The organism is Corynebacterium anserum (assembly GCF_014262665.1).
In the GTDB taxonomy this organism is placed as follows: domain Bacteria; phylum Actinomycetota; class Actinomycetes; order Mycobacteriales; family Mycobacteriaceae; genus Corynebacterium; species Corynebacterium anserum.
Genome location: NZ_CP046883.1, coordinates 1,871,208 through 1,892,337, shown reverse-complemented (window position 1 = coordinate 1,892,337; position 21,130 = coordinate 1,871,208). Strand labels below are relative to the sequence as shown.

At 56.4% G+C, this 21,130-nt stretch carries 29 protein-coding genes; 24 read left to right on the top strand and 5 right to left on the bottom strand.

Annotated elements, in window-relative coordinates; genetic code table 11:
• Positions 1-38 precede the first annotated feature (38 nt).
• From rplC to rpsQ, 10 genes are read left to right on the top strand one after another with little or no spacing between them, the layout of a single operon-like run.
• Positions 39-695: a 50S ribosomal protein L3 gene (gene rplC, locus GP473_RS07945; protein ID WP_185770354.1), complete on the top strand. Its 657-nt coding sequence runs from the start codon at positions 39-41 to the stop codon at positions 693-695.
• Positions 692-1,354 (top strand): 50S ribosomal protein L4, encoded by a 663-nt coding sequence (rplD, locus tag GP473_RS07940; RefSeq protein WP_185770353.1) that lies wholly within the window; start codon positions 692-694, stop codon positions 1,352-1,354. Before rplC ends, rplD begins: the two co-directional genes overlap by 4 nt.
• Positions 1,354-1,656, top strand: a complete 303-nt coding sequence (rplW, locus tag GP473_RS07935; protein WP_186276820.1) for a 50S ribosomal protein L23 — start codon at positions 1,354-1,356, stop codon at positions 1,654-1,656. The genes rplD and rplW overlap by 1 nt, the downstream gene beginning before the upstream one ends.
• A 39-nt stretch (positions 1,657-1,695) precedes the next feature.
• Positions 1,696-2,538: a 50S ribosomal protein L2 gene (gene rplB / locus GP473_RS07930; RefSeq protein WP_185770351.1), complete on the top strand. Its 843-nt coding sequence runs from the start codon at positions 1,696-1,698 to the stop codon at positions 2,536-2,538.
• Positions 2,539-2,554: 16 nt separating this feature from the next.
• Positions 2,555-2,833: a 30S ribosomal protein S19 gene (gene rpsS, locus GP473_RS07925; RefSeq protein ID WP_185770350.1), complete on the top strand. Its 279-nt coding sequence runs from the start codon at positions 2,555-2,557 to the stop codon at positions 2,831-2,833.
• Between the two features lie 2 nt (positions 2,834-2,835).
• The gene (gene rplV, locus GP473_RS07920; RefSeq protein WP_185770349.1) at positions 2,836-3,198 is read left to right on the top strand and encodes a 50S ribosomal protein L22; all 363 of its coding nucleotides are present in this window, start codon (positions 2,836-2,838) and stop codon (positions 3,196-3,198) included.
• The gene (gene rpsC, locus GP473_RS07915; protein WP_185770348.1) at positions 3,198-3,944 is read left to right on the top strand and encodes a 30S ribosomal protein S3; all 747 of its coding nucleotides are present in this window, start codon (positions 3,198-3,200) and stop codon (positions 3,942-3,944) included. The genes rplV and rpsC overlap by 1 nt, the downstream gene beginning before the upstream one ends.
• 5 nt (positions 3,945-3,949) lie before the next feature.
• A complete protein-coding gene (gene rplP, locus GP473_RS07910) occupies positions 3,950-4,366 on the top strand; it encodes a 50S ribosomal protein L16 (RefSeq protein ID WP_185770347.1) in 417 nt (138 codons plus the stop codon).
• Positions 4,366-4,599 (top strand): 50S ribosomal protein L29, encoded by a 234-nt coding sequence (gene rpmC / locus GP473_RS07905; RefSeq protein WP_151842169.1) that lies wholly within the window; start codon positions 4,366-4,368, stop codon positions 4,597-4,599. The genes rplP and rpmC overlap by 1 nt, the downstream gene beginning before the upstream one ends.
• Positions 4,596-4,874, top strand: coding sequence for a 30S ribosomal protein S17 (gene rpsQ, locus GP473_RS07900; protein WP_185770346.1), 279 nt, complete (start codon positions 4,596-4,598; stop codon positions 4,872-4,874). The genes rpmC and rpsQ overlap by 4 nt, the downstream gene beginning before the upstream one ends.
• Positions 4,875-5,240: 366 nt before the next feature.
• On the opposite strand, the gene GP473_RS07895 is transcribed toward rpsQ, so the two are convergent.
• Positions 5,241-5,873: a hypothetical protein gene (locus tag GP473_RS07895; protein ID WP_186276819.1), complete on the bottom strand. Its 633-nt coding sequence runs from the start codon at positions 5,871-5,873 to the stop codon at positions 5,241-5,243.
• Positions 5,874-6,381: 508 nt separating this feature from the next.
• Here GP473_RS07895 and GP473_RS07890 point away from each other — a divergent pair.
• From GP473_RS07890 to GP473_RS07875, 4 genes are all read left to right on the top strand, one after another.
• On the top strand, positions 6,382-7,338 hold the full coding sequence (locus GP473_RS07890) for an iron-siderophore ABC transporter substrate-binding protein (RefSeq protein ID WP_185770344.1): 957 nt from the start codon (positions 6,382-6,384) through the stop codon (positions 7,336-7,338).
• A gap of 120 nt (positions 7,339-7,458) precedes the next feature.
• Entirely contained in the window at positions 7,459-8,469 is a 1,011-nt protein-coding gene (locus tag GP473_RS07885; RefSeq protein WP_185770343.1) for a FecCD family ABC transporter permease, read from the top strand.
• Between the two features lie 32 nt (positions 8,470-8,501).
• Positions 8,502-9,509: a FecCD family ABC transporter permease gene (locus tag GP473_RS07880; protein ID WP_185770766.1), complete on the top strand. Its 1,008-nt coding sequence runs from the start codon at positions 8,502-8,504 to the stop codon at positions 9,507-9,509.
• Complete coding sequence (locus GP473_RS07875) at positions 9,506-10,294, top strand: ABC transporter ATP-binding protein (protein ID WP_185770342.1); 789 nt, start codon at positions 9,506-9,508, stop codon at positions 10,292-10,294. The genes GP473_RS07880 and GP473_RS07875 overlap by 4 nt, the downstream gene beginning before the upstream one ends.
• A 168-nt stretch (positions 10,295-10,462) precedes the next feature.
• Here the strand turns inward: GP473_RS07875 and GP473_RS07870 are convergent, their stop codons facing one another.
• Positions 10,463-11,386 (bottom strand): siderophore-interacting protein, encoded by a 924-nt coding sequence (locus GP473_RS07870; RefSeq protein ID WP_186276818.1) that lies wholly within the window; start codon positions 11,384-11,386, stop codon positions 10,463-10,465.
• Between the two features lie 352 nt (positions 11,387-11,738).
• On the opposite strand from GP473_RS07870, the gene rplN reads away from it, so the two are divergent.
• The 3 genes from rplN to rplE are packed head-to-tail and all read left to right on the top strand — an operon-like array spanning position 11,739 to position 12,994.
• Positions 11,739-12,110, top strand: a complete 372-nt coding sequence (gene rplN, locus GP473_RS07865) for a 50S ribosomal protein L14 (protein ID WP_185770340.1) — start codon at positions 11,739-11,741, stop codon at positions 12,108-12,110.
• Positions 12,111-12,425 carry a 50S ribosomal protein L24 gene (gene rplX / locus GP473_RS07860; RefSeq protein ID WP_185770339.1) on the top strand — a complete coding sequence of 105 codons (315 nt, stop codon included), beginning with the start codon at positions 12,111-12,113 and terminating at the stop codon, positions 12,423-12,425.
• A gap of 2 nt (positions 12,426-12,427) precedes the next feature.
• A complete protein-coding gene (gene rplE / locus GP473_RS07855) occupies positions 12,428-12,994 on the top strand; it encodes a 50S ribosomal protein L5 (RefSeq protein ID WP_185770338.1) in 567 nt (188 codons plus the stop codon).
• Positions 12,995-13,206: 212 nt separating this feature from the next.
• Here the strand turns inward: rplE and GP473_RS07850 are convergent, their stop codons facing one another.
• Genes GP473_RS07850 through GP473_RS07840 form a run of 3 tightly spaced genes read right to left on the bottom strand, consistent with a single transcriptional unit; the run spans position 13,207 to position 16,156 of the window.
• Entirely contained in the window at positions 13,207-13,989 is a 783-nt protein-coding gene (locus GP473_RS07850; RefSeq protein WP_186276817.1) for an ABC transporter ATP-binding protein, read from the bottom strand.
• On the bottom strand, positions 13,986-15,149 hold the full coding sequence (locus tag GP473_RS07845) for a FecCD family ABC transporter permease (protein ID WP_185770336.1): 1,164 nt from the start codon (positions 15,147-15,149) through the stop codon (positions 13,986-13,988). The genes GP473_RS07850 and GP473_RS07845 overlap by 4 nt, the downstream gene beginning before the upstream one ends.
• Positions 15,146-16,156, bottom strand: coding sequence for a FecCD family ABC transporter permease (locus tag GP473_RS07840; RefSeq protein ID WP_186276816.1), 1,011 nt, complete (start codon positions 16,154-16,156; stop codon positions 15,146-15,148). Before GP473_RS07840 ends, GP473_RS07845 begins: the two co-directional genes overlap by 4 nt.
• 469 nt (positions 16,157-16,625) lie before the next feature.
• On the opposite strand from GP473_RS07840, the gene rpsH reads away from it, so the two are divergent.
• The 7 genes from rpsH (at position 16,626) to GP473_RS07805 (ending at position 21,079) form a co-directional block, all read left to right on the top strand.
• Complete coding sequence (gene rpsH, locus GP473_RS07835; RefSeq protein WP_185770334.1) at positions 16,626-17,024, top strand: 30S ribosomal protein S8; 399 nt, start codon at positions 16,626-16,628, stop codon at positions 17,022-17,024.
• A 14-nt stretch (positions 17,025-17,038) separates the two neighbouring features.
• Positions 17,039-17,575 carry a 50S ribosomal protein L6 gene (gene rplF, locus GP473_RS07830; protein ID WP_185770333.1) on the top strand — a complete coding sequence of 179 codons (537 nt, stop codon included), beginning with the start codon at positions 17,039-17,041 and terminating at the stop codon, positions 17,573-17,575.
• Complete coding sequence (gene rplR, locus GP473_RS07825) at positions 17,575-17,985, top strand: 50S ribosomal protein L18 (protein WP_185770332.1); 411 nt, start codon at positions 17,575-17,577, stop codon at positions 17,983-17,985. Before rplF ends, rplR begins: the two co-directional genes overlap by 1 nt.
• A gap of 40 nt (positions 17,986-18,025) precedes the next feature.
• Positions 18,026-18,661 (top strand): 30S ribosomal protein S5, encoded by a 636-nt coding sequence (gene rpsE / locus GP473_RS07820; protein ID WP_185770331.1) that lies wholly within the window; start codon positions 18,026-18,028, stop codon positions 18,659-18,661.
• A 2-nt stretch (positions 18,662-18,663) separates the two neighbouring features.
• The gene (rpmD, locus tag GP473_RS07815; RefSeq protein ID WP_185770330.1) at positions 18,664-18,849 is read left to right on the top strand and encodes a 50S ribosomal protein L30; all 186 of its coding nucleotides are present in this window, start codon (positions 18,664-18,666) and stop codon (positions 18,847-18,849) included.
• A 2-nt stretch (positions 18,850-18,851) separates the two neighbouring features.
• On the top strand, positions 18,852-19,298 hold the full coding sequence (rplO, locus tag GP473_RS07810; RefSeq protein WP_185770329.1) for a 50S ribosomal protein L15: 447 nt from the start codon (positions 18,852-18,854) through the stop codon (positions 19,296-19,298).
• Between the two features lie 767 nt (positions 19,299-20,065).
• Positions 20,066-21,079 (top strand): ABC transporter substrate-binding protein, encoded by a 1,014-nt coding sequence (locus GP473_RS07805; protein ID WP_185770328.1) that lies wholly within the window; start codon positions 20,066-20,068, stop codon positions 21,077-21,079.
• The last annotated feature ends 51 nt before the right edge of the window (positions 21,080-21,130 follow it).

Genomic DNA, 21,130 nt, shown 5'->3' with positions numbered 1-21,130 from the left:
TCGAGAGCCAACTGAACTTTAGGCAGCGGAGAAAATTAATGAGTGAAAACGAGATCAAGGGCATCCTGGGCAAGAAGCTCGGTATGACCCAGATCTTCGACGAGGATAACCGTGTTGTACCGGTTACTGTCGTCGAAGCTGGGCCGTGCGTTGTTACCCAGGTTCGCACCAAGGAAACCGACGGCTACGAGGCCGTCCAGATCGCCTACGGTGAGATTGACCCGCGCAAGGTCAAGAAGCCACAGGCCGGTCACTTCAAGAAGGCCGGTGTGACGCCACGCCGTCATGTCGCTGAGATCCGTGTTGAGGACGCATCCAGCTACGAGGTCGGCCAGGACATCACGGTTGAGTTGTTCAGCGACGTGAAGTTCGTCGACATCACCGGTACCACTAAGGGCAAGGGCTACGCTGGCGCAATGAAGCGCTGGGGCTTTGCTGGCCAGGGTGCTGCACACGGTAACCAAGCTGCTCACCGCCGCGTCGGTGGCATTGGCGCATGTGCAACTCCAGGTCGTGTCTTCAAGGGCAAGCGTATGGCAGGGCGCATGGGTAATGACCGCGTCACCACCCAGAACCTGAAGGTTGCCAAGGTAGACACCGAGTCCAACCTGTTGCTCATCAAGGGCGCAGTACCAGGCAACAACGGCGGCCTCGTCGTCGTTAAGACCGCAGTGAAGGGCGGTGCACACGCATGAGCAATCTAAAGCTTGATGTCCACACCGCTGACGGTAAGACCAATGGCACAGTAGAGCTTCCTGCTTCCATCTTCGACGCAGAGGCTTCCATTGCGCTGATGCACCAGGTTGTTACCGCTCAGCTCGCAGCAAAGCGACAGGGTACTCACGCAACCAAGACCCGCGGCGATGTCCGTGGCGGTGGCCGTAAGCCATTCCGCCAGAAGGGAACTGGTCGCGCACGTCAGGGTTCCATTCGCGCCCCACACTTCACCGGTGGTGGCACGGTTCACGGTCCGCAGCCCCGCGATTACAGCCAGCGTACGCCTAAGAAGATGAAGGCTGCTGCTTTGCGTGGTGCTCTGACCGATCGCGCACGTCACTCTCGTATCCACGTTGTGGAGGAGTTGGTGCCAGGGCAGACCCCATCGACCAAGTCTGCTCGCGCATTCTTGGAGCGTCTGACTGACCGTAAGTCCGTGCTGGTCGTGTTGACCCGCGAGGATGTCACCGGTTTGAAGTCCGCTCGCAACCTGCCTAACGTCCACATTCTGGTCAACGACCAGCTCAACACTTACGACGTGTTGAATTCCGACGACGTGGTGTTCTCCGTGGAGGCACTGAACGCATTCATCAACGCTGCTGACACAGCTCAGAAGACCAAGGAAGAGGCTAAGTAATGAGCACTATTGCGGATCCTCGCGACATTATTCTCGCTCCGGTCGTGTCTGAGAAGTCCTACGGCCTGATGGAGCAAAACGTTTACACGTTCCTGGTAAACCCAGCATCCAACAAGACCCAAATTAAGATTGCCGTCGAGCAGATCTTCGGTGTGAAGGTTGCCTCCGTGAACACCGCCAACCGCGAGGGTAAGCGCAAGCGCACCCGTACCGGTTACGGACGTCGCAAGGCAACCAAGCGCGCCATGGTGACCCTGGTCGCCGGCAGCGATCCGATCGACATCTTCGGAGGCCAGGCCTAAGGCCCGGTACTTTCCGAAAGGTAAAGAGGAAGCAAAAGTATGGCTATTCGCAAGTACAAGCCGACTACGCCGGGTCGCCGCCAGAGCTCAGTCTCCAAGTTCGAGGAAATCACTCGTTCCACTCCGGAGAAGAGCCTGCTGCGCCCGCTGTCGAAGACCGGTGGCCGTAACGTTCACGGCCACATCACCACCCGTCACAAGGGTGGCGGCCACAAGCGTCGTTACCGTGTCATCGACTTCCGTCGTAATGACAAGGACGGCGTATTGGCTAAAGTCGCTCACATTGAGTACGACCCGAACCGCACCGCAAACATCGCCTTGCTGCACTACTTTGATGGCGAGAAGCGTTACATCATCGCTCCCCGTAACTTGAAGCAGGGCACAATCGTGGAATCCGGTCCTAACGCAGACATCAAGGTTGGCAACAACCTTCCACTGCGCAACATCCCAACCGGTACCACCATCCACGCAGTCGAGTTGAAGCCAGGTGGAGGCGCGAAGCTAGCGCGTTCCGCCGGTTCTTCCATCCAGCTGCTGGGTAAGGAAGGTAAGTACGCCGTTCTGCGTATGCCGTCTTCCGAAATCCGCCGTGTGGACATTCGTTGCCGCGCAACCGTAGGCGAAGTTGGCAATGCCGACCAGATCAACATTCGTTGGGGCAAGGCAGGCCGTATGCGCTGGAAGGGCGTACGCCCAACCGTTCGCGGTGTCGTCATGAACCCGGTTGATCACCCACACGGTGGTGGTGAGGGTAAGACCTCCGGTGGACGTCATCCTGTATCCCCTTGGGGTCAGCCTGAGGGCCGCACCCGTAAGCCAAACCGTCCGAGCGACAAGTTGATCGTTCGACGCCGCCGTAGCAACAAGAACAAGAAGCGCTAAGAGGAGGTAGTAGAGAATGCCACGCAGCCTCAAGAAGGGCCCATTCGTCGACGAACACCTCCTCAACAAGGTGGACGTTCAGAACGAAAAGGGCAGCAAGCAGGTCATCAAGACCTGGTCCCGCCGTTCCACCATCCTGCCAGAGTTCATTGGCCACACCTTCGCCGTTCATGACGGTCGCAAGCACGTGCCAGTGTTCATCGACGATTCGATGGTTGGACACAAGCTGGGCGAGTTCGCCCCGACGAAGACCTTTAAGGGTCACGTCAAGGACGACAAGAAGGGTCGTCGATAGATATGACTGAGACCGTGAACTCCGCACGCGCAACCGCGCGTTTCGTGCGCGTCACTCCGATGAAAGCACGCCGCGTGATCGATACGATCCGTGGAAAGAACGTGGATGATGCACTGGCACTCCTGAAGTACGCCCCACAGGCTGCTTCCGAACCAGTGGCTAAGGTTGTTGCCTCCGCAGCAGCTAACGCCGAAAACAACTTCGGCCTGGATCCACGCACCCTGGTGATCTCTGAGGCTTACGCCGATGAGGGACCAACCATGCGCCGTTTCCGTCCACGCGCTCAGGGTCGTGCATTTCACGTCCGTAAGCGCACCAGCCACATCACCGTGGTCGTCGAGAGCCAGAAGGGAAGTGCTCAGTAGTGGGCCAGAAAATTCACCCGCACGGCCTCCGCTTGGGTATCACCTCCGAGTGGCGCTCACGCTGGTACGCCGACAAGCAGTATGCTGACTACCTCGCCGAAGACATCAAGATCCGCGACTTCCTGTCTAAGGGTCTTGACCGCGCCGGCATCGCCGACGTTGTCATCGAGCGCACCCACGACCGTGTCCGCGTGGACATTCACACTGCTCGTCCGGGCATTGTGATTGGTCGTCGTGGTTCCGAAGCTGACCGTATTCGTGGGCAGCTGGAAAAGCTCACCGGCAAGCAGGTTCAGCTCAACATCCTTGAAGTTAAAAACATTGATGCCAATGCACAGCTGGTGGCTCAGTCCATCGCTGAGCAGCTGACGAACCGTGTTGCTTTCCGTCGCGCTATGCGCAAGGCAATTCAGGGCGCAATGCGTCAGCCGCAGGTTAAGGGCATCAAGGTCGTATGCTCCGGTCGCCTCGGTGGCGCCGAGATGGGTCGCACTGAGCGCTACCACGAGGGTCGCGTTCCTCTGCACACTCTCCGCGCTGAGATCGACTACGGCACCTACGAGGCTCACACCACGTTCGGCCGCATTGGCGTGAAGGTGTGGATCTACAAGGGTGACGTTGTTGGCGGCCGCCGCGAGTCCCTGATGAACGCTCGTGACGATCGTCCATCCCGTGGCTCTCGCCGTGAGCGTCCACGTCGCGGTGGTGCACGTCGCCAGCGCGCAGAGCAGAAGCAGGAGGGCTAAGAAACATGCTTATCCCTAAGCGCGTAAAGTACCGCCGCCAGCACCGCCCACACCGTACGGGCGTGTCCAAGGGCGGCAACCGCGTAACGTTCGGTGACTATGGCCTCCAGGCCCTAGAGCCGACCTACGTAACCAACCGTCAGATTGAGTCCGCTCGTATCGCCATCAACCGCCACCTCAAGCGCGGCGGTAAGGTGTGGATCAACATTTTCCCTGACCGTCCTTTGACCCAGAAACCACTTGGTGTCCGTATGGGTTCAGGTAAGGGTCCGGTGGAGAAGTGGGTTGCTAACGTGAAGCCCGGCCGTATCTTGTTCGAGGTGTCCTACCCAACTGAGGCTCAGGCTTTGGAAGCCCTGCGTCGTGCAGGTAACAAGCTCCCATGCAAGGTTCGCATTGTAAAGAAGGAGGATCAGTTCTAATGGCTACCGGCACTCCGGCCCACGAGCTCCGTGAGCTCAACAATGAAGAGCTGACCACCCGTCTGCGCGAGGCAAAGGAAGAGCTTTTCAACCTGCGCTTCCAGATGGCTACCGGCCAGCTGACCAACAACCGTCGTCTGGGCGTCGTCAAGCGTGACATCGCCCGCATCTACACCGTCTTGCGCGAGCGTGAGCTCGGCCTGTCTACCAATCCTGGTGGTGACGCAGCATGAGTGAGGCAACTGTGACTAAAAAGGAAAAGGGCGCACGCAAGGTTCGCTCCGGCTACGTCGTGTCCGACAAGATGAGCAAAACCATCGTCGTAGAGCTCGAGGACCGTAAACAGCACGCACTGTACGGCAAGATTATGCGCCGTAACTCCCGCGTGAAGGCTCATGATGAGAACGAAACCGCTGGTGTAGGCGATCGTGTTCGCATCGAAGAGACTCGTCCACTGTCCAAGGACAAGCACTTCCGTCTCGTAGAGGTTATCGAGAAGGCCCGCTAGGCTTTCAATCGCGGAACTTCTGTACAATCACCCCCGCTCGCCTCCCTTTCCTGGGAGGGACTGCGGGGGTTTTGTATTGCCTAAGAGGCTTGTGTGTGGGAAGGACCGGCGCTAAGTGTGAGAAAAGCATGGATAGCCGACATGCTCCACTCTATGAGTGACGATGGTCGGGAACGAAAAAGAACACCCCGGCCGGCGCTATGGTTTGTGAGCGCCGGCTCGGGGTGTTCCGTGTGAAGAAGAGTGAGAGAGTGAGACAGCTGAAGAAGGCTGTCAGAATTGTGTGCGTCCGTGCACATCGTGAAACCTGATACAGCAGCTCCCGATGAATCCTGGAAACACAATAAGTGTGTGAAGTAGAGCGTTTTAGAACAATGCGATCACGGTAACGATGGTGCCGATAACACCACCAATGATGCCGAGGAGCTTAGCGACATCCTCGAACTTCTTAAGGCCAGTGGTGTTTTCGTCCCACTTGAAGAAATCATCTGCAGAAGAGTTTGCTGGCTTCTCTTCCTTGTCGCCAGCATTGCCTTGGTCACTGGAGCCGGACGTGCCCTCGTTACCGGTGGTGCCCTCGTTGGAGGAGCCGGACGTGCCTTGGGTTCCCTCGTTACCAGTGGTGCCCTCGGCTGTTGCTGGCTTGGTAGCGGAGGCTGGCTTTGTGCTTTCAGCGCCACCCTTTGCTGCCTCGGTGGTGCTAGGGGCTACAGTGCCACCCTTTGCAGGTTGTGCGGTTGCATCTGCAGCGGTGCCTTTATCTGCTTGTGCAGCTGGTGCCTTTTCGGTCTTCTCGCTTGCTGGGCTTACTGGAGTTTTCGTTTCCTTGGCGGTTTCCTTTGCGGTTGCCTTGGAGGTTTCCTTGGCGGCGCCCTCAGAGATCACCTGCTTAGGGGTGTGGTCGGTCTTTACAGCTTCATCGGCAGATGCAACGCCTGCTCCAGCAAAGGCTGCTGCTGCAGCGGTAGACAGTGCAATCAGGTTCTTCTTCAAGGCCATATCGGTCTGACCTGCTTTCCTCTCAAATCTCGTAAACAGTAATAAATCAGGGGAATAAAAGGGTTCCTAGCTGCTGTATCACAGCCGTATGCGGCACGCCTTAGGAAATCTCCATGACTTATGGATTTAGAACTTAGTGTGCGCTTACTAGAAATGCACTAGTCTGTGTCACTTTTTAATCTTCCGTTAACCTAATGAGGGTGTGATTTGGGTGTAAATCCACAGGATGAGGCGCTGTATGAGGGGGAGTTCAGGGATCGCCCCTTTTCTTGATCCTCTTTATAGCGTTGGTCTGTGCGTCACTCCTCTTTGCCTAGTTCCTTAAAGCCAGTTTCTTAAAGCCCGACAATTGATCTTGTAAGATTAGGCTTACCTTGCTATGTTTGGTGCTGTTGGCGTCCCCCGTGCGATTTTAAGTCACGCTGCCGCCTTGCTTTTGTGCTTTTGCCAGCGCCATCGTCGCACGGTCCGCATCTCACCCACGATTTCTGACGTTAGGTATCCCCAGATGATTTCATCCGTTTCTCTTAGCCGTCGTGCTGCTATTAAGGCCGTCGCCGTGTTGACGGCGTCTTCATTGATTCTCACGGGTTGCGCCCGCGGTGGTGATGATGCGGCGTCGAATAACGACGCAGCAGGCAGTGAGCGCATCGCGTCCGTAGGCCTCGGTGATGCCGATACGCTTCTCGCACTGGGTATCCAACCCGTTCTCATTGCCCCTTGGGGTGCCGAGGGTGATGTGGACGCTTCCGGTGTGGGGCCATGGGCGAAGGACAAATTGGGCGATAACAAACCGGCCACCGTTTATGGCACGGGAACTGGTTTCACTGCGGAGATTCTCGAGAAGATCTCCGCCTCAGATCCCGACAAGATCATCGCGGTGAACGCAGCAGTTGATGCGCAGGCGAAAAAGGCGCTTAATGACATCGCCCCAACCACCCTTAAGCCAGAAGGTACCAAAGACTGGCAAATCCCATGGCAGGATCAGATTACTCAGATTGCTGATGCTGTGGACAAAGACGACGAGGGCAAACAGCTGATCAATGAGACTCAGAAGACATTCGATGACTTCGTCGCACAGCACAAAGAACTCAAGGGCAAGAAGGCGGCCATCGTGATGCCTTATGACGGCAAGATTGGCTTGTACACCTCTGGTGACGGTCGCGGACAGTTCATTGAAAACCTTGGTTTCACTATCCCCAAGGAACTCGAGGGGAACAAAGGCGAGTTCTACCGTGACATTGCACCGGAGAACTACAGCGACCTCAACAACGTAGATTATCTATTCGTCCTGGACTACCAAGGAGCCGCTGAAACCCTGAAGAAGGATCCAACCTTCAGTAAGTTGGACGTGGTCCGCGAAGGTAAGGTTCGTTGGCTCGAAGAGAACGTCGGTAATGCCATGAGCATGCCAAACCCCCTGACTATCCCATGGGCGGTCGAGAAGTTCGCGGAAACTATCTGACCTCTACACGCTATCTGACCGCTACGCCCTGTGTTGAACGAAGACTTAGATTCTGCACCCCCCTCACCCAGAACGCTGGATGGTGTGGGGGTTCGTCGTACTTTTACCCTGACAGCGGTAATGCTGCCAATCCTTGTTGTGTTGATGATCGCCTCCCTCTACCTTGGCTCGCGTGGACTTTCTCCGTCCGACGTCACTGCGATTCTTCTCCACGGCCCTGCTGAAAAAGTAGCGGAGAACCCTACGGGAGTGGAGCTAGAGCAGTCAGGAATCATCTGGGACTTACGCGTACCACGCACGTTGTTGGCGGTGATTGTCGGTGCGGCATTGGCGATGGCGGGTGCGATTGCTCAGAGTTGGACACGCAATCCATTAGCCGATCCAGGGATCATTGGTGTTAATGCCGGTGCTGGTTTTGCAGTTGCTGCTGCACTGGCAGCGGGATGGGCAACAACCGTCGGACAGCGGGCACTTATGGGTCTGCTCGGAGCGCTGTTGGCGGCGGTGATTGTGTTGGTGATCTCTCGCGTCTCGCGCGATCCGCTGACTCTAGTACTCATCGGCGTGGGTGTCACTTTCGCTTTGCAGGCAGCAACGAACCTGCTGAGCCTCTACTCCTCCGACACATTGGAAGGAATGCGCCGGTGGACAGTTGGTTCGACGTCAGGGCGGGGAATGGATGACGTCGCAGCGGCGGCTATTGGCTTGGCACTCGGTGTGGCGTGTGCAACGGCTGCGGCTCGCTCTCTGGATTTGCTGGCGATGGGGGAAGACGTAGCTCAAGCCCTGGGCGGTTCGCCTGCACGAGCGAGGTTTCTCGCGGCGGCTGCGGTAATCATCCTCGCGGGCACGGCAACAGCCACGGTGGGGGTCGTGACTTTCGTTGGCTTTGCGGTGCCTCATGTGCTTCGACCAATTACGGGTCCAGCGCTGACGAGGCTGCTTGTACCTACCGCAGTGGTCGGTGGTGTAGCGGTTCTTCTCGCCGATATTCTGGGGCGTTTTCTCCTGCAACCAAACGAGTTGGAAATGTCTATCGTGCTGGCGGTTATCGGCGCACCACTAATGATTGCTGCGGTGCGGAGGCGTCGACACTCACCAGTCTCGACAGATATGGAGGTGCCGGTGTGAGCGAACTGGAGTCGATTAAACGGATCCGTTTCATGCGTGTAGCGCTGTCTACGCTGGGCTTCATTGTGTTGACGGGAGTGTGCTACTGCATTCTTTTAGGGCAAGGGGCGGTAAAACTCAACCCTGTGGAAGTGCTCGATGTGCTCACTGGTGGCGGCACCCACCAGGCTGTGAATGTGGTGTGGGATCTGCGCCTTCCGATGGCTATAGCCACCGTGTTCGTCGGTGCAGCTTTGGGTTTAGCGGGCTCCTGGACACAAACGATGGCGCGTAATCCACTGGCTAGCCCGGATATCTTGGGAGTGTCCGGCGGTGCGGCCGTGTTGGTTGTCGCTGGCACTGTGCTGTCACGTCCAGCGTGGAGCGAGGAAATCCCTACCTTTTGGTGGCGTGCTGGGTTGGCACTAATCGGAGCACTCCTCATCGTCATGCTACTCATGTTGCTGGGTGGTTTTGGTACCTCTCAGCGAGTAGTCATTGTCGGACTCGCGCTGTCCTTCCTCACACAATCCCTAGTGCAATATTTGATGCTCAAGGCGGAACTCACACGGGCGGCGGATGCCCAAACGTGGCTCGCTGGATCCACCGGTTTCGTCCGTTCGGAAGCTCTGATGCCCATGGCTGTTGGGCTTGCTCCCTTTGTTCTCTTGGGGTTCCTGGTCACACGGGATTTGCCCCTTCTCGCTCATGATGACGCCACCGCTTCCACTCTCGGGGTGCCCGTCCCCAAGGTTCGGACGGTACTACTCATAGCGGCGACAGGTGTTGTTGCTGTAGTCGTATCGCTCGTGGGGCCGATCGGCTTTGTCGCCTTGCTTGCTCCGCAGGTAGCGAAGCTGGTGGCAGACACTCCTACTCCTCATCCAGTGTGTTCTGCTGCTGCGGGTGCGGCGCTAATGACAACGTGCGCAGTGGTCGCCGGAACACTTCCATTTACAGCTCCTGTAGGGCTGGTGACCGCCATTATTGGCGGACCTGCTTTGGTGTGGCTGGTGTGGGTCGCCGCGCGCCGCGGAACCCTGAAAGGATTCAACGCATGATTGTTCGCGTCGACCACGTGACGGTGGGTTACGCCGATGGCCCGAATATCGTCAAAGACGTTTCCTTTAGCGCTGAACCGGGGCAGGTGACGACCCTCCTTGGACCGAACGGATGTGGAAAGTCTACTCTTCTCAAAACTCTTTCGCGCCTTCTCACTCCTGCACAAGGGAGGGTGCATGTGGGTGACAAAGAGATTCATGCGATGACCGCTCGTGAAGCAGCACAGCGCGTCGCACTGCTCCCGCAGCATCCTCTATGCCCGCCGGGATTGACTGTCGCGGAACTAGTCGAGCGCGGACGCCATCCTTACCGAAAAGCCTTGTGGAGTGGTGCTGGGGTGGCGTCGAAGGACAAAAAGATCATCTGGGAAGCGATGGAGAAAACAGCGACTGATCACCTGGCCGCGCGGGACGTGGCCGAACTGTCGGGAGGGCAAAGGCAGCGTGTATGGATGGCAATGGTGCTTGCCCAGGACACCCCGGTGGTGCTACTTGACGAACCGACGACGTATCTGGATCCAGCGCACGCGATGGAAATTCTCGGCATCGTGAGGGAATTGGCACAGCAAGGGAAGACGGTCGTCGCTGTGCTGCATGACCTTGGTCTCGCCGGGGTGTTCAGTGACACGATGATCGTCGTGAAAGATGGGCGGAAGCTCGCAGAGGGCAGTCCACGTGAAGCGCTTACCGAGGAGGTTCTACGTGATGCCTATGGTTTGCGGGCAGAGGTGTGGGAAGATCCGCGTGGACATTCGCCAATTATCGTTCCGCGGGGCGTCGTTTAGCGCTCCAGCAGGGTTTGCAACAGTCCGCCTGATGAACGCCCCTCACACGGGGGAAGGCTTCTTTCGTCGATCGAGAAATCTAGTTTCTTACCCTAGGTGGGCTCATGGTCTGCTCTGTTTGCTCTGCCGAGGGTGGGAACTCATTGTTTGCACTGCCGAGGGTCGGGGTCATGGTCGTGCTCTGCCGAGGAACCAGTAGGGGCACCATTGCACGGCGTCGCTAGGTAGTCCCCACTGAGTGATCGCGTAACGTCGTATCTCTTTACACAGTGTTCCCTCGCCAGCGACCCAGACGTAACGAGATTGGGTCGCGGGGTGGTGGACGTGGTCTAGTTGCCGCAGGAAGGAGACGGTGGTGTCGGCGAATTCTGTGGCCGGGCTGAAGATCAGTTCCAGGGTGCCTAGTTTGTGCTCCCAGTCGGCGATGAGGAATGGCTCGAGGTCGCGGTAACTCTCGGCGATAACAAGGAGGTGCATTTCGTGCAGCTGCTCCGGCGCGAAAGCCTCCGCGTATTCGAGGATCGCCCGTGCCGACGGAGCGGAGGAGGGATCCGCAATGAGCGTCTGGGAATTGCAACCTCGGTGCCAAAGCCCGTGGCAGGTCCAAATACCGACGTCGTCGCCGATGCGTGCGTCGAGTACCCAAGTCAGTCCTGGTCCGTTGTGTACTGCCGTGGGATCTACGACGCCATGAGTGACCACGTCGAAGGTGATTCGGCCGCGCGCCGGGTCTGCTGTCCTAATGGTGTACCAACGCAGTGATGGACGCTGGTCGTCCGGCATGGCGGCGACAACCGCTCGGATATTGGTACCGCTGGTCTCCTCCGGTAGGCAGAGAGGAGTGCCACGGTGGGGTGGGATGAATAGTCCGAAGAATTCATCGGGGCCGGTTAGCTGAAAATCGACGAATTCGGGTGCTTCAACGCTGATGCGGCGAAGATGCTCCGCCGGTGCGGAAACGCTGCACACGGTGGCTCGGATGATGCGGTGCTCTGGGGCGGAGGGGGTGAGCGTGAGCTGGTGGTCGGCGAACGTGGCGCGTTGGGTGGGGCTGGCGCTGATTGCGCCGAGAGTAAGAGGTGGAGGTGCCATAGTATTAGTGAGCCTACCCTTACTCAGTCTTATGTAGAAGGCCCGTGAGGAATAGCGGCGGTCTTGGGAACCGGCGAGGCTATACCCGGCCTGAACAGTGGTGAGGCTATATCCGGCCTGAACAGTGGTGAGGTGAGGGAGTGTGTCACGGTGTGAAGGGGACGAGGGGTACATCCGGTCTTGGGCGCGAAAGAGTGCAGCACTTCTGTATGGAACGGATAGTCGATGATTTGTTTCTTGTGCCTGCACCGTGGAATAATACCCGGGTTGTCTGTTTACAGACACGGACCATGTGCGCGAGGGTCGGCAATCCCACGCACGTCAAACAATCTAGGTCTATGAGGAGACTCAAGTGATTCAACAGGAATCGCGCCTGCGAGTAGCCGATAACACCGGTGCCCGAGAGATTCTGGTCATCCGCGTGCTCGGCGGCTCCACTAAGCGCTTCGCTGGTATCGGTGATGTCGTCGTCGCAACCGTCAAGGAAGCTGCTCCAGGTGGCACCGTCAAGGCGGGCGAGGTCATCAAGGCCGTGATCGTTCGGGCAAAGAAGGAAACCCGTCGTCCAGACGGCTCCTACATCAAGTTCGACGAGAATGCAGCCGTCATTATCAAGGCAAATGACAACGACCCACGCGGTACCCGTATCTTCGGCCCAGTGGCTCGTGAACTTCGTGAAAAGAAGTTCATGAAGATCGTTTCTCTTGCTCCGGAGGTGCTCTAAATGAAGATCCGTAAGGGCGACACCGTTATCGTCATTTCCGGCCCAGACAAAGGCGCGAAGGGTAAGGTCATCGAGGCTTATCCGAAGCGTGACAAAGTTCTGGTCGAAGGCGTAAACCGCATTAAGAAGCACGTTGCTAACTCCGCTCCAGAGCGTGGCGCCGAGTCCGGCGGCATTGTCACCCAGGAGGCACCCATCCACGTTTCCAACGTGATGGTCGTGGACTCCGACGGTAACCCAACCCGTATCGGCTACCGCTTTGATGAGAACGGCAAGAAGATCCGCGTCTCCAAGCGCAACGGGAAGGACATCTAACGATGAGCGAAAACTACACTCCACGCCTGAAGTCCCAGTACCGTGCTGAGATCCGCGAGAAGCTCAATGCCGAGTTTAACTACGACAACGTCATGCAGATCCCTGGCATCACAAAGATTGTGGTCAACATGGGTGTCGGTGATGCTGCACGCGATTCCAAGCTGATTAACGGTGCTATCGAGGATCTCACCCTGATTACTGGTCAGAAGCCACAGATCCGTACCGCTAAGAAGGCTATTGCGAACTTCAAACTGCGTGAAGGCATGCCAATCGGTGCGCGCGTGACCTTGCGTGGCGACCGTATGTGGGAGTTCCTGGACCGTCTGCTAACCGTCGCACTGCCGCGTATTCGCGACTTCCGTGGTCTTTCTGATCAGCAGTTCGATGGCCATGGCAACTACACCTTCGGCCTGAGTGAACAGACCATGTTCTACGAAATCGACGTAGACAAGGTTGATCGTCCACGTGGTATGAACATCACCGTCGTGACGACCGCGACCAACGATGATGAAGGCCGTGCTTTGCTCCGCGAATTGGGCTTCCCATTCAAGAAGGGAAACGCTGAGTAGACAAAACGACGCGTTAATAAAAGACAATCGCCGCTTTCCTGCTGTGCAGAGAAAGCGGCGATTGTCTTGTTTTTGTGGAGACTATTGGACGCGAATCACGTCGATTCAAAACTGACTGAATATAAAACTGAAGTAGAGCTTATTTGCTGTTATGTTGCGATGATTCATGAGTGCTGTCGGGATAAGCGCGCATGGGGCGCCCTGGCATGGTGTTATATTCTGCAAGGGTAGGGGATGATAAGTGGGCCGCCCGTCAGTGGATCCGGAATAATCTTTGCAGAGAGTCCGAATGCGCGTTCTAACATGTCTGGTGACACGACGCTGTGTGGGTCTCCGTGCGCAATGAGTGAGCCGTCAGATAGAACAACAAGGTGGTCGCTATACCGGCAGGCCAGGTTGAGATCGTGCAGCACCATGACTATCGTGCGGCCTGCATCGTTGTTGAGGGAGCGAATTAATTCCAGGACTTCCACCGCATTCGCGAGATCCAAGTGTGTCGTTGGTTCGTCGAGAAAGACGATGTCTGTGTTTTGAGCAAGAACCATGGAAAGCCATACGCTTTGACGTTGGCCGCCGGAGAGCTCATCAAGGTGTCGATGTGCCAGGTGCGATGTGTTGGTGAGTTCTAGTGCACGGATTACTTCTTTCTCATCTGTGGAAGACCATTGCGCATACCACGATTGATGGGGAAAACGCCCTCGGGCGACGAGATCACTGACGAGTATCCCTTCGGGTGCTGTGGGGGATTGAGGTAGGACAGCCAACTTTTTGGCGAGTTCTTTTCGGCCTATCTTTGATATATCGACGCCATTGAGCCTGACTTGGCCGTTAGTGTGGGGAATGATGCGAGCCATGGCGCGCAGTAATGTCGATTTGCCGCACCCGTTGGGACCGATGATGGTCGTTATTTTCCCTTCCGGGATATCGAGGCAGAGATCTCTGATTACCGGTACGCCGGTGCTATAACCAACTGTTAAGTCTGTGACACTGATCATTGGTTGTCTGTCTCTTTTCGCTGTACGCGTATGAGCAGGTAGATGAGGAAAATACTGCCGAACGCAGTGGTTGTGAGTCCGACTGAGGCAGTAGGGGGCAGTATTGTTTGCGTTGCGAGATCGGCGGTTAATAGAAGAAAAGATCCCATAAATAATGAGCTGATAAGCGGCGGGGAAACTGTGGCGCTGAGACGTTGTGCTAATTGAGGTGCGACGAATGCGATGAAGCCTATGGGGCCAGCTGCTGCGACGGACGCTGCAGTGAGAGTAACTGCGAGAGCCAACAACGTGAATTGTGCAGTATGAATGTTTTGCCCCAGCGCGGTAGCGATGGTGCGCCCCATGAGCGTGGCTCGCAGTGTAAAAGCGACCCATGCCAGGGTGGGAATGCTCATGATAACGACGATGGTGACGGGAAGCAGGCGATCCCATGTCGCCAAACCCAGGGACCCAGATAACCAGAATTGAGCTCTCGCAACGTCCTGAATTTTGGCGGTAGTCAGCAGGTAGTTGATGTAAGAACCCAACAGCGCCGAAATGATGAGGCCGGTCAGTATCAGGCGGATTGGATCCACCCCGTAGCGAGAAGACAGAGCCCAGACAAGAATTGATGTGAGCAGTGCCCCGCATAATGCTGAGAACGCAATGCCTTGCCCTGCGAACCAAGCTAGTATGCCGGTGGTGGCGCCTCCGCTGGCAACTATAACGCTCACAGCTCCCGCTGAGGCTCCGATGGTTATACCGAGAATGTCGGGGCTGGCAAGCGAGTTGCGGGTGAGGGTTTGGGTTATCGCGCCTGCCAGCCCGAGAGCTGCCCCGACCATGACTCCGGACAGTGCTCGAGGCATACGCCAATGAAGGATGACGAGATGTTCTACGCTGTCCCCGCCCGGGGTAAAAATAACACTGAGAACACGAGTTAGGGGGATGGGATAGTCGCCGTGTGCGAGGCAGATGGCAAAAAGCAGGAAGGTAGCGGTCGCTAAAGCGCCGGCGGCAAAGGCTGCGCGGGCTCGAAAGGCGAAAGAGATTCTTCCCCAGCGTAGGGAGGTGTGTCCACTGTGTGGTACACGCGTGTGGGGCGTACCGGCGCGTAGTGCGCTCGTGCGAGGTGCGCGGGCTTGTAGTGCGTGCTCGGCTGAGTCCTGGCCAGTGCTCACAGCGACCACCTTTTTCTATTCCATAGCACGGAGAGGCACAACGGTGCACCAATTATCGCTAGCATGATGCCCATGTGCAGTTCAGCAGGGCGGATGATCACACGGCCGATGACGTCTGCCGTGAGCAGTAGAGTGGCTCCTGCGATCGCGGAGTAAGGCAGAACCCAGCGGTAATCAGGTCCTGTGAGGGTACGGGCGATATGTGGAACCATGAGTCCAATAAAGGCGATAGGTCCTGCTGCGGCGGTGGAAGCCCCCACGAGAATCGCGATACTACTGATTCCCACAAAACGGGCCATGCTGGTGTGTACGCCGAGGGCGCTGGCGGTGTCATCACCTAGGTTCAGCATGTTGATCTGGGGAGCGTTCCCGACAGCGAGAACTAGTCCAATCAGGATAAAGGGCAGTATGCCCCAGAAAATGGGCATGTCACGCCCTTCGAGGCTGCTTACAGTCCACAAACGCATGGTGTCGAGGGTTACCGCGTCCGAGAGGACGATCATTGTGGTGAAGGATGAAAGTGCTGCGCTGAGCGCCGCTCCAACCAAGATTAAGGTCAGTGGGTGGGCGTGCTCTTTTCCCACCGACGCCACCAAGAATGTAATGATAGTGGCTCCTAATGCCCCGAGTAATGCTGCGATAGCCATGCCGTGCACGCCGTGTACTCCGAGATATGTGATGGCGATGACGACTGCGAACGCTGCCCCAGAGGAGGTGCCGAGCAGACCTGGATCGGCAAGGGGATTTCTGGTGTGTCCCTGGATGACAGCACCAGCTGAGCCTGTGGCCAGTCCAATGAGTAAACCGATGAGAGTACGCGGGATACGGTGTTCGACGATGGTGGAATATTCGGGGGACGGGAAGGTGGCGTCGCCACGAAAAAAAGAGATGAGGAATGTGGGGCTTATTGGTCGTGATCCCAAAGCCATACTTGCGGTGCAGGCGAGGAAGAGTGCGACGAGAAGGGCAGCGAGTCCCCATACGCGACGTTTACGGATCGAGGACATGTGTGGTGCAGTGATAACGCATCACCTCCTTGGCGTGTGCATGGGGCGAAGAACGCAGACTGGTGCACATCGCGGAATGCTTGTGTGCACGAGGCATAAAATGCCATCGGTTGTGAGTGCAGCTAGGTGTGAAGCAGCTAGGTGTGAATGTGAGCCGTTTCAGTGAACCCGATTAGTGTACAAGGCGCGCTGGTAAACGGCGAGAACTCAGTATGATTTGGGAAAACTTTCGAGAGCCGTTAGGGTGGATAAGTCTGTGTGCACAGCACATTCGTTGCGCATGCCCACAGTTCACGTACATAATCAACCACTTTGTTGTAGGCCCCTTGCCCCAAGCGGCCGCGTGACAAGGCAGCGAGCACCACACGCTACTGAGCGTATGGAGCGATGAGTGGCCAATGAACACGCGGTACACGCAATTTTAGGGTGAGACTGGGAACCGCAACGAGAAAGGCTAAAGGTCACATCCATGACCATGACTGATCCGATCGCGGACATGCTGTCCCGCGTGAGGAACGCAAATAATGCGTTCCATGATTCCGTCTCCATGCCTTCTTCCAAGATCAAGGCGAACATCGCAGAGATCCTTAAGAAGGAAGGCTACATCGCTGATTACTCCGTGAACGAGGAGAAGGTCGGCAAGACCCTGGAGATCACTTTGAAGTACGGCCCATCTCGCGAGCGTTCCATCGCTGGCGTGCGTCGTGTTTCTAAGCCAGGTCTGCGTGTTTACGCAAAGTCCAACAATCTGCCAAAGGTTCTGGGTGGCTTGGGCGTGGCCATTATTTCCACGTCCCACGGGCTGCTGACTGACCGTGAGGCCACAAATAAGGGCGTGGGCGGCGAAGTCCTCGCTTACGTCTGGTAAGAGGAGGTTAACCAATGTCTCGTATTGGCAAGGCACCGGTGACCGTTCCTTCTGGCGTCACCGTCACTATCAACGGCCAGAACGTTGAGGTTAAGGGCCCTAAGGGAACCCTGTCTCAAGAGATCCCTGCACCGATCGCTGTTGCGCAGGAGGACAACGAAATCGTTGTCACCCGTCCGGATGATCACCGCAAGAGCCGTTCTCTGCATGGCCTCTCCCGCTCTCTGATCAACAACATGGTCGAGGGTGTCACCAAAGGCTACGTCATCAAAATGGAAATCTTTGGTGTTGGTTACCGTGTGCAGCTCAAAGGCAAGAACCTTGAGTTCGCGTTGGGTTACTCCCACCCGATTCTCATCGAAGCCCCAGAGGGCGTAACTTTTGCCGTGGATGGCAACACCAAGTTCTCCATCGAAGGCATCAACAAGCAGCAGGTTGGACAGATCGCCGCCAACATCCGCCGACTGCGGAAGGATGACCCATACAAGGGTAAGGGCATCCGCTATGAAGGCGAGCAGATCCGTCGCAAGGATGGAAAGACGGGTAAGTAATGAGCAACAACGCATCCAACAAGGAAGGCCAGCGTCTGCCAGTGGGCAAGGATATTTCCACTCGCCGTCGCGTGGCACGTGCACGTCGTCACTTCCGCATCCGCAAGAATCTGTCCGGTACTCCCGAGGCACCACGCCTCGTTGTGCACCGTTCTTCTCGTCACATGCACGCTCAGGTTATCGACGATGTTGCAGGCCACACCCTGGTCGCAGCATCCACGATGGAACCAGAAGTGCGTTCCCTCGAAGGTGACAAGAAAGCTCGCGGTGCTAAGGTAGGCCAGTTGATCGCCGAGCGCGCTAAGGCAGCCGGTATCGAGTCTGTGGTCTTTGACCGCGCTGGCTACAAGTACCATGGCCGCGTCGCCGCTCTGGCTGACGCTGCCCGCGAAGGTGGTCTGAAGTTCTAATGACCACTGCTAACTACAACACCAACGGAAGGAACGCGTGATGTCGGGACGTGAACGTAACGGCGGACGCTCCGCCGAGAACAACGACAACAACCGCAACGACCGCGGCGGACGCAACGAGCGCCGCAACGATCGTCGCAACCAGCAGCAGGACGAGCGCAACCAGTACATCGAGCGCGTGGTGACCATCAACCGCGTGTCCAAGGTTGTTAAAGGTGGTCGTCGCTTTAGCTTCACCGCATTGGTTATCGTTGGCGATGGCCAGGGCATGGTGGGCGTAGGCTACGGCAAGGCCAAGGAAGTACCTGCCGCTATCCAGAAGGGCGCAGAGGAAGCGCGTAAGAACTTCTTCCGCGTACCAATGATCAACGGCACTATTACTCACCCAGTTCAGGGCGAAGCAGCTGCCGGTATCGTCATGATGAAGCCTGCTGCTCCAGGTACCGGTGTCATCGCCGGTGGTGCTGCCCGTCCAGTGCTCGAATGCGCTGGCGTTCAGGACATTCTGGCGAAGTCTCTGGGCTCTGACAATGCAATCAACGTCGTCCACGCAACGGTGGACGGACTGAAGCAGCTCGTACGCCCTGAAGAGGTAGCCGCTCGTCGCGGTAAGTCTCTTGAAGAGGTAGCTCCAGCAGCTATGCTGCGTGCCCGTGCTGCAGGACAGGGGGCATAACAATGGCTCTGAAGATTACCCAATTGAAGGGCACCGTCGGAACCAAGAAGAACCAGCGTGATTCGCTGCGTTCCCTCGGCCTGAAGCGCATCGGCCAGGAAGTTGTTCGTGAGGACACTCCCGTCGTACGCGGCATGATCAACGCCGTGCGCCACATGGTCAAGGTCGAAGAAGTGGCAGGAGAGTAAAAATGAGCGATCCAATTAAGCTTCACGACCTCCGTCCATCCAAGGGTGCAAACAAGGCCAAGACCCGAGTGGGTCGTGGTGAGGCATCCAAGGGTAAGACCGCCGGTCGTGGTACCAAGGGCACGAAGGCTCGCAAGCAGGTTTCCGCAGCGTTTGAGGGTGGCCAGATGCCGCTTCACATGCGCCTGCCGAAGCTGAAGGGTTTCAAGAACCCTGCGAAGGTTGTTTACCAGGTTGTGAACGTCTCCGACCTGGAAAAGGCTTTCCCTAACGGTGGGGATGTTGCTGTTGCAGACATCGTTGCCGCTGGCCTGGTTCGCGCTAAGCAGCCAGTAAAGGTGTTGGGCGACGGTGAGATCAGCGTGAAGCTGAACATCACCGCAAATAAGTTCTCGAAGTCCGCGAAGGAGAAGATCGAGAACGCGGGTGGCACCACCACCGAAGCCTAATGGCTTCGTAATGAGGGTCTGATTCTGATAACTAGTCGGAGTTGGACCCTCTAACTGTATCTTCTAACGGGCACTCGGATAGGGGAAGATCGATCGGGGAGGGCGGGGAGAAAAAGCCCTTTCGAAAAATTCCTCAAGAGATAAACCTCACGCGATTTTCTACAAAAGACCAGAAGAATAATTTCGATTAGAAAAGCTAGTGTGAGTAGTATAAGTGAAGCTTCAGGAAATGAAATGTTGGCAACCTGTGCAATGGGAACTACTGTTCCGGCAACGATGAGAGCGATAGTTCCAGTATATTGCCAAGCGTTTCTTGATTGAATTCCGTCATTGTTTTTAGGTAGATTGCTAGCTGAATTTTTGTATTCCATCGGAATGCTTCTGTTGTGGTGAGGGGGAAACGTTCCTGTTGTGGTGAGGGGAAACGTTCCTGTTGTGGTGAGAAGGAACAGGTGTTTACGATATTAGGAGCCTGGTGGAGGGGGGCTGAAAGCACTCGATTGAACTTATATCGTATCCGATACTCTCAAAAGAGGGTGGTGTTCTTGCGTGTAGACAGGGGAATTGTTGAACAGTTCCTACATGACTGTGAACTCTATCGGCGGGTATCTTTTGGTGTAATTCGGTGTGGGGGACGGTCAAGGACTCTGGGAATGTAACGCTTCAACCCTGTACAGAATGCTGCATCTGGTTTCAGGTTATTAGTGCGCTGAAGGTATTGTTTCGCGCGCGTGGAGTCGGTAACTTTACATCTTATGAAAATGACAATGCTTACCAATAAGGGTATTGTGGCCGGAATTGTTGCGGCAGTGCTCCCTGTATCCCTAGCTGCCTGTGCCTCGAACGAATCAGAAAAAGTGGCTGGTAGCCCCAGCTCATCCGGCCATGAGCGTCCTGCAGCCCCGCCTGCGCATGCGAAACCCATCAAAGCATCACTCGATATCACTGACGCACACGGCGCAAAGGTCACGCTGGATCACATCCCCGACCGCGTTGTGTGCTTGACCGGTATCTGTGATGATCTGTTGATCTCCTTGGGTAAGAAACCGGTGGCCACTACCAGCCCAGAACTTCTGAAAGACAAGCACTTCCTAGGCCCAGAAGAAGGCTCAAAAATCCCCGTAATCAAAGGCGGTTTCGGCTCTGAAGACGTGGGAGACATAGCTTCCTATAAACCGGATCTCGTAATAGGCCTCAAGGGAGTCCACGATGGCCTCACCGCTGGCGTCGAAAAGATTGCTCCACTATGGAATATGCAAGTGGACAGTGTTGAAGACTCCGTAGACTACTTGCGGGACATGGCTGCGCTTCTGGATAAAACCGCCGAGGGAGAGAAGGAAGAAAACGCGTTTTACGACGCCCTACGTCAAGCCCGCCAGACTGCGGATGAGAAGAACTTGTTACAAACCAAGGTCGTCTCCATGTACACCTCATCATCCGGCACGGGTGTCAATACACGTAACGAGCTGCTCGGAGAGCTGCTCGCCAATGTCTACGCCTATCCCTGGGATGGGAAGAGCGATGACCCGATGCAAGCTGGCCAGTACTCCGTGGAGGAAATTCTCAAGGTCAATCCACAAATCGCATTTGTCCAATCATTCGTCTTCGCACCCGGTGACAAAACACTCACCGAACAATGGAAAGACAACCCAGTGTGGAAGCAGGTCGACGCCGTGAAGAATAACAAGGTTCATGAAGTCAACGTCGGCGTATGGGCAGAAGGCCGCGGACCTCGATCTCTGTCCGTTGTGCTCGAACAGGCGCTTGACGCATCTCGGTGAGCCATAGCAACGTGCCACACAGTGCAACGCGAACAGTGCAGGGAACAATCC